The sequence below is a fragment of the Desulfarculaceae bacterium genome (assembly GCA_020444545.1).
Lineage (GTDB): Bacteria > Desulfobacterota > Desulfarculia > Desulfarculales > Desulfarculaceae > Desulfoferula.
Map to the genome: position 1 here is coordinate 230,067 of JAHLKT010000002.1, position 13,451 is coordinate 243,517.

The window sequence follows — 13,451 nt, forward strand, 5'->3', positions numbered from 1 at the left end:
TTTCCCTAACTTTCCTGGCTCGCGGGCATCTTCAACGCCCGGCTGGCCGCGGCCTCGGCCGGGCTCAGGCCGAACACGCTGATCAGCACCTCGCCCGGTTTGGGCCTTCCCCCGGCGGAGCCCACCTCCAACAGCAGGGCCCCGTCCTCCAGCTCCATGCGCTTGATTGCCGCCTTCAGGTCGATCTCCTTGGAGCCTTTGGGGGACTGCCTAAGCATAGTCCAATCCGCGGCCTCCTGAAAAGCGTGCAGCCGCCCCGGGTCCAAGGGGACCGAGGGCTCCACCCGATAGGCGGCAATGGGCGGGTCCACCAGCTTTTCGCCCGGGCGGCCCAGGCGTCCGTCGTGCAGCGAGAGCCCGGCGGGCAAATGGGGGTTCACCCGCGCGGCCAGGTCCTCGGGGTCATAGGAGCGCGGGGTGGTGATCTCCAGCACTTCGGCCAGGCTCTCCACTCCCAGGCTCAGGGCGGCGGCGGTCTTCACCAAGGCGTGGGGATGGAAGCCTTGGGTGTAGGCCAGCTCCACGCCCCCAGCCCGGAGCCCCCGCTCGATGAGCCGGAGCATTTCCAGATGCCCCAAAAAGCGGGCGGTGCCGGTCTTGGCCAAACGAAAACGGTAGCGCAGGCGCTCGCCCTCGGGCTCGGGCGCGGGCGGCGGGGCGGGCAGGTCGGCCCCGGTGGCCAGGCGCGGCTTGATGAGCTTGTGGTCGCACACTCCGCAGTCCAGGCAGCGTCCCGTCCGGCAGTCGGCGGTGGACTCCCCGGTCAGGGCGCGTTCCCGCTCGGCCCAGAGATACTGCTTGGTGACCCCCACCTCGATGTGCTCCCAGGGCAGCACCTCGTCTTGTTCGCGGGGGCGCAAATAGTCGGCCAGTGAGAGCCCGTTGTCCTCCAGGGCCCGCAGCCAGGCGTCGTACTTCAGGTGCTCGCTCCAGCCGTCGAACACACAGCCCAGCTCCAGGGCCTTGAGAAGCACCGGGCCCAAACGGCGGTCGCCCCGGCTCAGAACCCCCTCGATCACGCTGGTGTAGGGGTCGTTCCACTTGGCCTTGACCTTGCGGTCGCCCATGCCGGACTTGGCCTGGGCCAGGCGCTCCCGGGCCTGCTCCAGGTCGAGCTGCCCTTCCCACTGAAAGGGGGTGTGCGGCTTGGGCACGAACAGGCCCAGCGAGGCGTTGACCAGGGGATTCCTGCCCCGGCCCCGGCCCAGGGCCCGGCCCTCGCCGGCCACCAGGGCGGCCAGGCGGCCGATGGCGGCCACGTCCTCATCGGTCTCGGTGGGCAGGCCCAGCATGAAGTAGAGCTTGACCAGGTTCCAGCCCAAGCCGTAGACGGTGCGGGCCGTGGCCAGGATCTGCTCCTCGCTCAGGTTCTTGTTGATCACCCGGCGCAGGCGCTCGCTGCCCGCCTCGGGCGCCAGGGTGAAGCCGGTTTTCCTTACCCGCTTGATCTGGTTGATCAGTCCCTCGCCCAGGGAATCCATGCGCAGGCTGGGCAGGCTCAGGCTGATGCGCCGGGGCTCCAGGGCGTCCATCAGCGCCCCGGCCAGGGGCTCGATGCAGGAGTAGTCGCTGGTGGAAAGCGACAACAGGGCCAGTTCCTCCAGGCCGCTGTCGTCCAGGCCCTGCAGAGCAGCGCCATAGACCTGCTCCGGTGGCCGCTCGCGCACCGGGCGGTAGATGAAGCCCGCCTGGCAGAAGCGGCAGCCCCGGGTGCAGCCCCGCGACACCTCCACCCCCAGACGGTCGTGCACCGGGGTCACCGCAGGCACGATGGGCCGGGCCGGAGGCTGGTGGGCGCCCATGTCGGGCACTATTCGCCGCCGCGCCTTGGGGTGGGCGGGGTTCAGGGCCTTTATCTCTTGCAAGCGGCCGTTCTCGTACATCGGCGCGAACATGGCTGGCGCGTAGACCCCCTCGATGGCCACGGCCTCGGCGTAAAGCCGCTCCCGGGGCCAGCTCTCCTCCTTGGCCCGGATGAACAGGTCCATGAGCGAGTCGAGCAATTCCTCGGCCTCGCCCACCACGGCCAGGTCCAAAAAGTCGGCCAAAGGTTCGGGGTTGACCATGGCCGGGCCGCCCGCGATAACCAGGGGATGCTCCGGCCCGCGCTCCTCGCGCTTGAGCGGCACCCCGGCCAGGGAGAGCATGGCCAGGAGGTTGGTGTAGGTCAGTTCGTATTGCAGGGAAAAGCCGATCACGTCGAACTCGCCCAGGGCGCGGCCGGTCTCCAGGGACCAGAGAGTCTCGCCTTGGGCGCGCAGCAGCTCCAAGAGGTCCACCCAGGGGCAGAACACCCGCTCGGCGGCCACGTCGGGCCGCTTGGCCAGGGACTCGTAGAGCACCTTGATGCCCAGATGGCTCATGGCGATCTCGTAGACCTCGGGAAAGGCCAAGGCGAAGTTGAGCCGCACCCGGCTCTGGTCCTTGACCACCGAGCCGGGCTCGCCGCCCAGATAGCGGGCCGGTTTCTCCACCCCGCTTATGAGTCCTCGCCGGTCCACGCTTTAGTCGGCCTCGTTCATGAGCATGGCCTTGTCGGCCGACTTGAAGGCCCTGAGCCATATCGCGGCCTCGGCCAGGTCGGCCTGCTTGCCGCTCTCCAGACGCGAGGCCAGCTCGGCCAGGCGGCCGCTGAGCTCGCGGGCCTGGGCGGCCAGCTCGCTGGGCTCCACCTGCACCATCTCCGGCGGGTAGGCCTTTAGCTGCATGATCTCGTTCCAGCGGGGCAGGTGGAAGCGCACCTTGTGGAACTGGCCCATGGCCACGCGCTTGAAGGCCAGGGACTGCTCCTCCTCGCCGTGGATCAGGTTGACCACCACGCCGGGGCGGGCCAGGGGCTCCAGCCAGTGCAGCAGCTCGCTCTGATCGGCGTGGGCCGAGAAGCCGTTGATGGTGTGGACCTTGGCCCTGACCGCCACGTCCTCGCGGAAGATCTTCACCTTGTCCGCGCCCTCCACCAGCAAGCGGCCGGTGGTGCCCTTGGCCTGGAAGCCCACGATCACCACGTGGGTGTTGGGCCGCCAGAGGTTGTGCTTCAGATGGTGCTTGATGCGCCCCGCGTTGGCCATGCCGCTGCCGGCCAGGATGATGGCCGGGCCCATGACCCGGTTTATGCCCTGGCTCTCCTCGGTGGTGGTGGTGAACTTGAGGTTGGGCATGTCCAGGGGGGTGTGCCCCGCCTCCAGGATGGCCTTGGTCTCGTCATCGAAAAACTCGGGGTGGTCCCTAAAGATGCGGGTGGCGTTGATGGCCAGAGGCGAATCCAAAAACACCGGCATGTCCTCGGGCAGCTCGCCCCGGCGCTGGGCCGCGGCCAGGGTGTAGATGATCTCCTGGCTGCGCTCCACCGCGAACACCGGGATAAGCACCTTGCCGCCCTCGGCATAGGCCTCTTTCACTATACTCAACAGCTCGTCCATGCTATCGGGCAGGGACTTGTGGGCGCGGTTGCCGTAGGTGGTCTCCATGAACAGGGTGTTCACCGGCTCCATGGTCTCGGGGTCGGGCACGATGAGCTGGTTGGGCCGCCCCACGTCCCCCGAGAAGCCGATGCGGTGCTCGCCGCCGTTCTCGCTCAGGGTGAGGTGCAGGCTGGCCGCGCCCAGGATGTGTCCGGCGTCGTAGAAGCAGACGCGCACCCCGGGGATGAACTCCTCGTAGCAATGGTGCTCCACCGGGGTCAGCAGCTCGATGGCCGCCTCGGCGTCCGGGGTTTCGTAGAGCGCCTCCAGGGCGTTCCTGCCCGCCCGGCGGTTCTTCCTGCTCTGCCACTCCGCCTCCATCTCCTGGATGTGGGCCGAGTCCAGCCACAGGATCTTGAGCAATTCGCAGGTGGGCTTGGTGGCGATCACCTTGCCCTTGAAGCCCAGGCGCACCAGGCGGGGCACCAGGCCGGAGTGGTCGATGTGGGCGTGGGTGATGAAGATGGCCTTCAGGTCGGCCGGGCGGTAGGGGGTGCCCACCCAGTTGCGCCGCTCCAGCTGCCCGCTACCCTGGAACATGCCGCAGTCCACCAGGAAACAGCGGTCGTCGTCTAGTTCTATGAGGTAAGATGATCCGGTGACGGTGCGGGCAGCGCCCAGGCAAGTGAGTTGCATTCGGTGCTCTCCTTCGTGCGAGGCCGTGCCGGAGCGGCCCCCGTCTTGACAGCGGACAGGCAATCCAGTGACCATACGAAAACGTTCGGTTAGTATAACAGGGCATTTGACGGCGGTCGCCCCCCGGGGAGACCGGCCCACAACCAGGAAAGGCCCATGTCGGAAAAAAGCGAGCAGCAATACGTAATAGACGCCCTAAGCGCCCGGGAATCCTGGCGCATGTTCCGCATCATCAGCGAGTTCGTGGACGGCATCGACGCCATGAGCAACATACCCAAGGGGGTGAGCATCTTCGGCTCGGCCCGGGTGGCCCCGGGCAGCCCGGAATACCTTCTGGCCGAGGAGATGGGCCGCCTTTTGGTGGAGGCCGGTTTCTCGGTGATCACCGGCGGGGGCGGCGGGGTCATGGAGGCGGGGAACAAGGGGGCCACCGAGGCGGGGGGCCATTCGGTGGGGCTCAACATCCAACTGCCCTTTGAGCAGCGGCCCAACCCCTATGCCAACGTCCGCCTGGACTTCCGCTACTTCTTCGTGCGCAAGGTGGTGTTCGTCAAGTACTCGGTGGCCTACATCGTCATGCCCGGCGGTTTCGGCACCCTGGATGAGATGGCCGAGGCCCTCACCCTCATCCAGACCCGCCGCATCCGGCCTTTCCCGGTGATCCTCATGGGCAGCGACTATTGGGGCGGGCTGGTAGACTGGATCAAGGAAAAGCAGCTTGGCGGAGGCATGATCAGCCCCGAGGACCTGGACTTCTTCCGGGTGATGGACGACCCGGCCGAGGTGGTCAAGCTGATCAAGCAGGTAGTTATTCTCTAGCCGGCGTCCGCGCCGGGAATGGCGGCCAAAATGAACTTTAGCAAAACTTTGTTGGCCATGGCGCTGACCGTGGCCCTCACTCTCACCGCCGGGGCGGCTGCCCTGGCCGCAAGGAGCAATCCCGTGGTCAAACTTGAGACCAGCAAAGGCGACATAGTAATCGAGCTCGACGAGGCCAAGGCGCCCAAGACCGTGGCCAACTTCCTGGCCTACGTGAAGGACGGCTTCTACGACGGCACCATCTTCCACCGCGTCATCGACGGCTTCATGATCCAGGGTGGCGGCTTCAAGTCCGACATGGGCATGAAGGCCACCAAGGCCCCCATCGAGAACGAGGCGGACAACGGCCTGAAGAACGACAAGTACACCCTGGCCATGGCCCGCACCATGGACCCCAACAGCGCCACCGCCCAGTTCTTCATCAACGTGGCGGACAACGATTTCCTCAACCACACCGGCAAGAACCCCCAGGGTTGGGGCTACGCGGTGTTCGGCAAGGTGACCCAGGGCCAGGACGTGGTGGACAAGATCAAGGACGTGCCCACCACCACCAAGGGCATGCACCAGGACGTGCCCGTGGAGCCGGTGGTGATCAACAAGGCCGTGGTGATCTCGGAGTAGACCCTTGGCCAAATCCAAGGCCGATAAGAGCGTCCAGGGCTGGCAGCCTCCCGACCCCAAGCGGGTCAAGGCGGTGCTGGCGGCCCTGGACCGCCTTTATCCCAAGGCCCACTGCGCCCTGAACTATTCCACCCCCTGGGAGCTGTTGGTGGCCACCATCCTCAGTGCCCAATGCACCGACGAGCGGGTGAACCAGGTCACGCCAGAGCTGTTCAAGCAGTATCCCAAGGTAAAGGACTTCGCGGGGGCCGACCCGGGCGACCTGGAGCAGGCGGTGCGGCCCACCGGCTTTTTCCGCAACAAGGCCAAGTCCATCAAGGGCGCGGCCCAGAAGATCATGGAAGAGCACGGCGGCCAGGTGCCGGACAACCTGGAGGCCTTGGTCAAGCTGCCCGGCGTGGGGCGCAAGACGGCCAACGTGGTCCTGGGCAACTCCTTTGGCGTGCCGGGCATCACCGTGGACACCCACGTGGGCCGGGTGTGCCTGCGCCTGGAGTTCATCGACCAGAAGGACGCGGTCAAGGCCGAGTTCCAGCTCATGGAGATCGTCCCGGAGAAGCGCTGGACCATGTTCAGCCACCAGGTGATCTTCCACGGCCGCCAGGTTTGCCACTCCCGCAAGCCGGCCTGCGGTGACTGCGGCCTGCTCAAACACTGCCCCTTCGGGCAGCAGCATGTGAACGACTGAGAGGGGCCATGGACAAGGAACGCGTGTTCGTGGTGGTGCTGGGCAAGGACCAGAAGGGCATCATCGCCAAGGTCTCCAACCTGTGCTTTGAGCACGGGGGCAACATCATGGACGTGCAGCAAAAGGTCATGGACGGCACTTTTGTCATGACCATGCTGGTGGACCTGACCGGCGGCAGCGATCCCGCCGTGCTGCGCAAGGCCCTGGACGGCCTGGCCGCGGAGATGGACCTCACGGTGATGTTGCAGAACGAGGCCGTGATCAAGGCCATGCACCGGGTCTAGGCCGGCCTCGCCTGCCATTGCCTGGCTGTGCCGGGCGCGACATGACGCGAACAATTTATTCCAGCTAGGAGCTAACGGTGGAATTCGGGGTTGAGGAAGTCTTCGAAACCGCGGGGATGATCCTCTTCGAGCATTTCGACATCCGCGCGGTGACCCTGGGGGTGAACCTCAAGGACCTCATGGCCCGCGACCCGGAGCAGCTGGCCGAGGCGGCCCGCGAGCGCCTGACCCGCCTGGGCTCGCGCCTGGTGAGCGAGGCGGCGGCGGTCACCGAGTCCCTGGGCCTGCCCATCGTCAACAAGCGCATGTCCATCACCCCGGCGGCCTGGCTCCTGGAGCCCTGCCCGGGCGACGAGGCCCCGCTGACCCTGGCCCGCGCCCTGGACGCGGCGGCGGCCGAGGCGGGGGTGGACTTCATCGGCGGTTGGGGGGCCCTGTTGCAAAAGGGGGCCACCAACGCAGACAACCGCCTCATGGAGTCGCTGCCCCAGGTATTGGGCAACACCCAGCGTATCTGCGGCTTCTTGAACCTGGCCTCCACCAAGGCTGGCATGAACCTGGACGCCATCGCCCGTTTGGGCCACATCCTCAAGGACATGGCCGCGGCGGCGGACAAGGGCATCGCCTGCGCCAAGTTCGTGGCCTTTGCCAACGCGCCCGAGGACAACCCCTTCATGGCCGGGGCCTTCCACGGCGGGGGCGAGCCCGACACCGCGCTCAACGTGGGCATCAGCGGACCCGGCGTGGTCAACGCGGTGGTGGCCCAGCATCCCGACTGCGACCTCACCATGCTCTCGGAGATCATCCGGCGCACCGTGTTCAAGATCACCCGCGCCGGCGAGCTGGTGGGCCGCGAGCTGGCCCGCCGCCTGGGGGTCAACTTCGGGGTGGTGGACATCAGCCTGGCCCCCACCACGGCCATGGGCGACAGCGTGGGCGAGATTTTAGAGGGCATGGGCCTGGAGCGGGTGGGCGCCCCCGGCACCACCGCCGCCCTGGCTTTGCTCATAGACGCGGTGAAAAAGGGCGGGGCCATGGCCTCGGGCCACGTGGGCGGGCTCTCGGGCACCTTCATCCCGGTGAGCGAGGACTCGGCCATGATCGAGGCGGTGCAGGCCGGGGCCCTCACCCTGGAGAAGCTGGAAGCCATGACCGCGGTGTGCTCCGTGGGCCTGGACATGTTCGCCGTGCCTGGCGACACCAGCCCCGCCGCCTTGGCCGCGCTCATCGCCGACGAGCTGGCCATCGGCATGGCCAACGACAAGACCACCGGGGTGCGGGTGATTCCCGCCCCGGGCATGGTGGCGGGCGACATGCTGGACTTCGGGGGCCTATTGGGCCGCGCGCCGGTCATGCCCTTGTCGCCCTTTTCGGGCGAGAAGTTCGTGGCCCGGGGGGGGCGCCTGCCCGCGCCTATCCGCTCGCTGACCAACTAGGCGGTTTCGGCGGACGCGGCCACGCCTGGCTGTGCCGCGGGTAGCGCCCCGGCGCGGCGCCTTGTACCGATGGGGAGGAACCTCATGAAACGGCTGATCCTGCTGCTGGCCGCGCTGCTGTTGCTGGCCGCCTGGCCCGCCCTGGCCGACGACCCCTACCAGGCCGCCCGCCAGCGCATGGTGGATACCCAGATTGCCGACCGGGGCATCAGCTCGCCCCTGGTGCTGGCCGCCATGCGCACCGTGCCCCGCCACCAGTTCGTGGACCCGGCCTGGCGTCCCCAGGCCTACGAGGATCACCCCTTGCCCATCGGCCAGGGCCAGACCATCTCCCAGCCCTTCATCGTGGCCTACATGAGCCAGCTGCTCCGGGTGCGCCCCGGACTCAAGGTGCTGGAGATCGGCACGGGCTCGGGCTATCAGGCGGCGGTGCTGGCGGTGATGGGCGCTCAGGTCTACACCGTGGAGATCATCCCCGAGCTGGCCGAAAAGGCCGCCGCCACCCTCAAGGGCATGGGCTACCAGGGAGTGAAGGTAAAGCTGGCCGACGGGCACTTCGGCTGGCCCGATCAGGCGCCCTTTGACCGCATCGTGGTCACCGCCGGGGCCAAGGAGATACCGCCCGCCCTCTTGGAGCAGTTGGCTCCCGGCGGGCGCATGGTCATCCCGGTGGGCGCGGACTCGGGCGGCGAGGAGCTCACCCTGGTGCTCAAGGACCAAAACGGCAAGATCAGCCAGCAGACCCTGTTGCCGGTGCGCTTCGTGCCTCTGGTGGGCGGCAAGCCCGGCAAAAAATAGAGGGGCGCTAGTCTTCCAGCTCCTCGGGATGCTTGGGCAGCCAGGAGGCCTTCTTGATGCGGTCCAGGATAAAGGGCGGGGCCGACAGGGCCACGATGCCCAGCACCAGGAAGGCCTCGAAGCCGATGAGCCCGCCGGTCTTCACGTCCACCGGCGGCACGAACCCCACGAAAAAGGCGAAAAAGCAGGAGAACAGGCCCACCCCGCCGATGATCCACATGCCCAGCTTGCCGCCGGGCACCTGATAGGCCCGCTTGGCCTCGGGGTCGCTGTAGCGCAGGCGGATGCCCGCGCCCAGCATGAGGATGTACATGATCACCGTGAGCTGGGCGGTCAGGGCCGAGAGAATCCAGTAGAAGCTGTTGGCGTTGGGCACCAGCAGGAAAAGCAGGATGAACACGGTGCTCACCATGCCCTGGGCGATCAGGATGGACACCGGCATGTGCTTGCGGTTCACTTTCTGCAAGGAAGAGGGCAGCGAGCCGTCGCGGGCGGTGGCCAACAGGCCCTTGGAGGGGCCCACCAGCCAGGTGGATATCTGGGCGATGCCCCCGGCCGCGGCCAATACGGCCAGCACCGGCACCAGCCATTTGAGGCCGAAGGGGTCGAAAAAGCGCTCCATGGCCTGCATGAGCCCGGCCACCAGGCTGATGTCCTTGGCCGGCACCACCACCGCGATGGCCAGCGAGCCCATCATGAACACGGCCACGATGGCCACCACGGCCAGCATGATGGCCTTGGGGTAGTCCTTGCGCGGGTCGCGGGCCTCCTTGGCGTGGAAGGCGGCCATCTCGATTCCGAAGTAGCCCAGAATCACCCCGGCGAAAAAGGACATGTTGGCCCATTTCAGGTCCGGCATCATGGCGCCCCAGGACACCTCGAACTGCACCCCGCCGCCCTTGAGAAGCCACACCACGGCCATGACGATCAGCAGGGTGCCCGGGATCAGGGTGCCGGCGATGGTGCCCACGCTGGAGATGATGCCCGAGGCCTTCATGCCGAAGAAGTTGGCGAAGGTGGCGCCCCAGTAGACCACCAGCATCACCGTGACCATGAACAACTTGTTCTCGTCCAGGCTGGGGTTCAGAGCGTAGGCGATGGTGGCGGCCACGAAGGAGAGCACCGTGGGGAACCACACCACGTTCTCCACCCAGTCCATCCACACCGCCAGAAAGCCGTATCTGGGGCCAAAGCCGCGCTTGACCCAGGCGTAGACCCCGCCGGACTCGGGGTAGGTGGTGGCCAGCTCGGCGGCCACCAGGGCCACGGGCACGAAAAAGGCCAGGGCGGCCACGCCGTAATAGAAAATGGAGGCCAGGCCGTAGAAGGCCATAAGCGGCAGGTTGCGCAGGGTGAGGATGGCGGCCATGTTGATCATGGCCAGGGTGAAGATGCCCAGAGTGCGCCGCGGCCCGTTGCCCATGTTGTCCGGCATGTTCGCCTCTCCCTGATATGGACGGACCCGCGCCGCCTGGTAAAATCGTCAGTTCAAATTCAGGCATGAACAGGGGGTTTGTCAAGGCCGCTTGCCGTTGACACATCCGGGGCCTACCTATACATTTGTTGCGTCTGTTGCCGCCCCCAATAAGTAACCCGAGGCATCGTGATGTTCAAGCGTTGGTCACAACCCAATGGCTATCGCCAGGTATTGGCCGTGGGCCTGCCCCTGGTGGTGAGCTTTGGCAGCACCTCTCTGATCCACTTCACGGACCGGGTGTTTCTGGCCAACTACTCGGTGGACGCCATCGCCGCCTCCCTGCCGGCGGGCATCGCCTCTTTCGTGGCCCTGTGTTTTTTCATGGGCGTCACCGGCTATGTCAACGTGTTCGTGGCCCAATACGTGGGGGCCGGAGCCCGGGAGCGGGTGGGCGCGGCGCTGTGGCAGGGCATCTATTTCTCCCTGGGGGCAGGCCTTTTGCTGGCCTGCCTGTGGTTCATCGCCGGGCCGCTGTTCGCCCTGGGCGGGCATCCCGAGCCGGTGCAGCGCCTGGAGGTGGTCTACTTCCGCATCCTCACCCTGGGAGCGGGGATGGTGGTAATGGCCACCACCCTGAGCTGCTTCTTCTCCGGCCGGGGGCTCACCCGCCCGGTGATGGTGATAAACCTGATCAGCGCGGGGCTCAACATCCCCCTGGACTATCTGCTCATCTACGGGGTGGGGCCTTTCCCGGAGCTGGGCATCGTGGGCGCGGCCCTGGCCACGGTGACCTCCCAGGCGGTGATGGTGCTGCTGTTCGCCTTGGCCGTGTTCCGGCCGGAGCACGACCGCCTCTTCGCGGTGTGGCGTTCCCGGGCCCTGGATCGCGCGCTTTTCGCCCGCCTGATGCGCTTCGGTCTGCCCGGCGGGGTGCAGTTCTTCATGGACATCTTCGCCTTCACCTTCTTCGTGTTCATGGTGGGGCGCTTGGGCCGGGCGGAGCTGGCCGCCACCAACATCGTGATGGCCATCAGCACCCTGTCCTTTTTACCCATGATCGGGCTGTCCATCGCGGTGAGCACCCTGGTGGGCCAGGCCATCGGCGCGGGCCGCCCCGCCGACGGCGTGGAGGCCACCGCCTCCACCCTGCACATCACCCTGGCCTACATGGGGCTGGTGGCCCTGAGCTTCGTGCTGCTGCCCCACTTGCTCATGAGCCCCTTCATGGACGCCCAGGCCAGCCCGGAGGCCCGGGCCCAGCTCATGACCCTGGGGGTGACCCTCTTGCGCTTCGTGGCGCTCTATACCCTGTTCGACGCCCTGGCCATCATTTACATGGGCGCGCTCAAGGGCGCGGGCGACATCTACTTCGTCATGTGGACCATGGGCCTGGCCGCCCTGAGCATCCTCATCATCCCCGCCTGGGTGGGGCTGGAGGTGTTGGGGCTGGGGTTAGATTTCCTGTGGGGCTGCGTGGTGCTCTATGTGGTGGCCATGGGTCTGAGCTTCCGCTGGCGCTTCCGGCGGGGAGCTTGGCAAAAGATGCGGGTCATCGAGAGCCCTCCCACGCCCGAGCCTCTGCCTTGACCCGGCCGCCCCGCTCCGCCTAAGCTGAAATACATCCCGCCAGTTCCGGAGACGCACTCATGGATACACAGCCTTTGCCCGCCCCTCCCGTGGAGCTTTTGGCCCAGGCCCCGGTGGCCCTCACCGTGTTGGACCGCGAGGCCCGGGTGCTCTATTACAACCCCTACGCGGCCACCATCCTGGACCGCAAGCCATCCTATATCGGCCGCGACGTGCGCGAGCTGCACAACCCGGCCAGCAATGAGCGCATCGACGCCATCTTGGCGGCTTATGCCTCGGGCGAGCGCGGCGAGTTCAGCTGGGTCCTGGAACGGGGAGACAAGCGCTTCGCCGTCCGGGTGGCCCCATGGATGAAGGACGGGGAGTGGGCCGGGGTGCTGCACGCGGTGGTGGTGCTCCAGGGGCTGAACCACGCTTGATCCGCGCCTCCGGACGTCCCGTGGACCAGCCCGCTTGACTTACGCTCCCAGTAGCGGGATTATGCCCCTCCAGGGGTGCCTCCCGGCCATGACCGGCGGGAGGAGGGTCATACGAGGAGTTCATTACATTGCCTCACCGGATCTTGCACGCCATCACCACCACCATGGTGGGGGGGGCTGAAATACAACTGGTGCGCCTGGTCGCGGCCAGCGACCCGGAGCATTTCAGCCATACCGTGGTGGGCCTGGGCCCGGAAGGCCCCATGGCCGAGCAGATGCGCCAGGCCGGGGCCGAGGTGATCAGCCTGGGCCTGGAGCCCAAGCCCGTGGCCTTGCTCGAGGGGGTGCGCCGCCTGCGGGCTATCATGCAGGACACCCGGCCCGAGCTGGTGCAAGGATGGATGTACCACGCCAACCTCATGGCGCTCATGGCCGCGCGCCTGAGCGGCCGCGCTCCGGTGACCTGGGGGGTGTTCTGTTCCAACATGGAGCTGGCCGAGTACCGCGCCACCACCCGCGTGCTGGTAAAGGCCTGCGCGGCCGCCTCCCGCTGGCCCGTGGCCATCGTGTCCAACAGCCACGTGGGGGTGAATTTCCACGCGGCCCAGGGCTATCCCCGCAAGTCCATGCTGGTGATCCCCAACGGTTTCGACACCGAGGGCTACCGCCCCGATCCCGCGGCCCGGGCCGAGGTGCGCGCCGAGCTGGGCCTGGGCGAGGAGCATTTGCTCATCGGCAAGGTGGCCCGTTTCGACCCCATGAAAGACCACGCCTCCTTGTTCCGGGCCTTCCGCGAGGTGCTGGAGCAGTTTCCCAACGCCCGCCTGGTCACCCTGGGCCTGAACATGGAGCCGGGCAACCCGGCCCTCAAGGAGGCCCTGGAGCCGCCCCTGGCGGGCCGGGTCATCCTGGCCGGCCGCCACACCGGCATCCCCCGCTGGCTGGAGGCCATGGACCTGCACGTCTCCTCCAGCGCCTTTGGCGAGGGCATGTCCAACGCGGTGAGCGAGGCCATGGCCTGCGGGGTGCCCAACGTGGTCACCGACGTGGGCGACAGCGGCCGCCTGGTGGGCGAAACCGGCCTGGTGGTGCCCCCCCGCGACAGCGCGGCCCTGGCCGAAGCCATTAAGCAGGTGCTGGCCATGTCCCCGGATGAGCGCCGCGCCCTGGGGCTTTCGGCTCGCCGCCGCATCAAGGAGCACTTCTCCCTGGCGGCCATGGCCCGGGCCTACGAAAATCTCTACCACCGCTTTTTGCCTCCGCACGCCCATCACTGAGGAAGCGG

Annotated in this window: 12 protein-coding genes; 9 read left to right on the forward strand and 3 right to left on the reverse strand. The window is 67.0% G+C overall.

Annotated elements, in window-relative coordinates; all coding sequences use genetic code 11:
- Nucleotides 1-5: 5 nt before the first annotated feature.
- Entirely contained in the window at nucleotides 6-2,501 is a 2,496-nt protein-coding gene (locus tag KQH53_05545; GenBank protein MCB2226123.1) for a TIGR03960 family B12-binding radical SAM protein, read from the reverse strand.
- A 3-nt stretch (nucleotides 2,502-2,504) separates the two neighbouring features.
- Nucleotides 2,505-4,097 carry an MBL fold metallo-hydrolase gene (locus KQH53_05550; GenBank protein MCB2226124.1) on the reverse strand — a complete coding sequence of 531 codons (1,593 nt, stop codon included), beginning with the start codon at nucleotides 4,095-4,097 and terminating at the stop codon, nucleotides 2,505-2,507.
- Nucleotides 4,098-4,253: 156 nt separating this feature from the next.
- Between KQH53_05550 and KQH53_05555 the strand changes: the two genes are divergently transcribed.
- The 6 genes from KQH53_05555 (at nucleotide 4,254) to KQH53_05580 (ending at nucleotide 8,743) form a co-directional block, all read left to right on the forward strand.
- The gene (locus KQH53_05555) at nucleotides 4,254-4,916 is read left to right on the forward strand and encodes a TIGR00730 family Rossman fold protein (GenBank protein MCB2226125.1); all 663 of its coding nucleotides are present in this window, start codon (nucleotides 4,254-4,256) and stop codon (nucleotides 4,914-4,916) included.
- Between the two features lie 57 nt (nucleotides 4,917-4,973).
- Nucleotides 4,974-5,537, forward strand: a complete 564-nt coding sequence (locus KQH53_05560) for a peptidyl-prolyl cis-trans isomerase (GenBank protein MCB2226126.1) — start codon at nucleotides 4,974-4,976, stop codon at nucleotides 5,535-5,537.
- Between the two features lie 4 nt (nucleotides 5,538-5,541).
- Complete coding sequence (gene nth, locus KQH53_05565) at nucleotides 5,542-6,225, forward strand: endonuclease III (protein ID MCB2226127.1); 684 nt, start codon at nucleotides 5,542-5,544, stop codon at nucleotides 6,223-6,225.
- An 8-nt stretch (nucleotides 6,226-6,233) separates the two neighbouring features.
- Nucleotides 6,234-6,509: an ACT domain-containing protein gene (locus KQH53_05570; GenBank protein MCB2226128.1), complete on the forward strand. Its 276-nt coding sequence runs from the start codon at nucleotides 6,234-6,236 to the stop codon at nucleotides 6,507-6,509.
- Nucleotides 6,510-6,586: 77 nt separating this feature from the next.
- Nucleotides 6,587-7,945 (forward strand): PFL family protein, encoded by a 1,359-nt coding sequence (locus KQH53_05575; protein MCB2226129.1) that lies wholly within the window; start codon nucleotides 6,587-6,589, stop codon nucleotides 7,943-7,945.
- Between the two features lie 84 nt (nucleotides 7,946-8,029).
- Nucleotides 8,030-8,743, forward strand: a complete 714-nt coding sequence (locus KQH53_05580) for a protein-L-isoaspartate(D-aspartate) O-methyltransferase (protein MCB2226130.1) — start codon at nucleotides 8,030-8,032, stop codon at nucleotides 8,741-8,743.
- 7 nt (nucleotides 8,744-8,750) lie between these two features.
- Here the strand turns inward: KQH53_05580 and KQH53_05585 are convergent, their stop codons facing one another.
- Nucleotides 8,751-10,178 carry an APC family permease gene (locus KQH53_05585; protein MCB2226131.1) on the reverse strand — a complete coding sequence of 476 codons (1,428 nt, stop codon included), beginning with the start codon at nucleotides 10,176-10,178 and terminating at the stop codon, nucleotides 8,751-8,753.
- Between the two features lie 171 nt (nucleotides 10,179-10,349).
- On the opposite strand from KQH53_05585, the gene KQH53_05590 reads away from it, so the two are divergent.
- The 3 genes from KQH53_05590 (at nucleotide 10,350) to KQH53_05600 (ending at nucleotide 13,443) form a co-directional block, all read left to right on the forward strand.
- The gene (locus KQH53_05590) at nucleotides 10,350-11,747 is read left to right on the forward strand and encodes an MATE family efflux transporter (protein ID MCB2226132.1); all 1,398 of its coding nucleotides are present in this window, start codon (nucleotides 10,350-10,352) and stop codon (nucleotides 11,745-11,747) included.
- Nucleotides 11,748-11,806: 59 nt separating this feature from the next.
- Nucleotides 11,807-12,166, forward strand: coding sequence for a PAS domain-containing protein (locus KQH53_05595; protein ID MCB2226133.1), 360 nt, complete (start codon nucleotides 11,807-11,809; stop codon nucleotides 12,164-12,166).
- Between the two features lie 128 nt (nucleotides 12,167-12,294).
- Entirely contained in the window at nucleotides 12,295-13,443 is a 1,149-nt protein-coding gene (locus KQH53_05600) for a glycosyltransferase (GenBank protein MCB2226134.1), read from the forward strand.
- Nucleotides 13,444-13,451 lie beyond the last annotated feature (8 nt).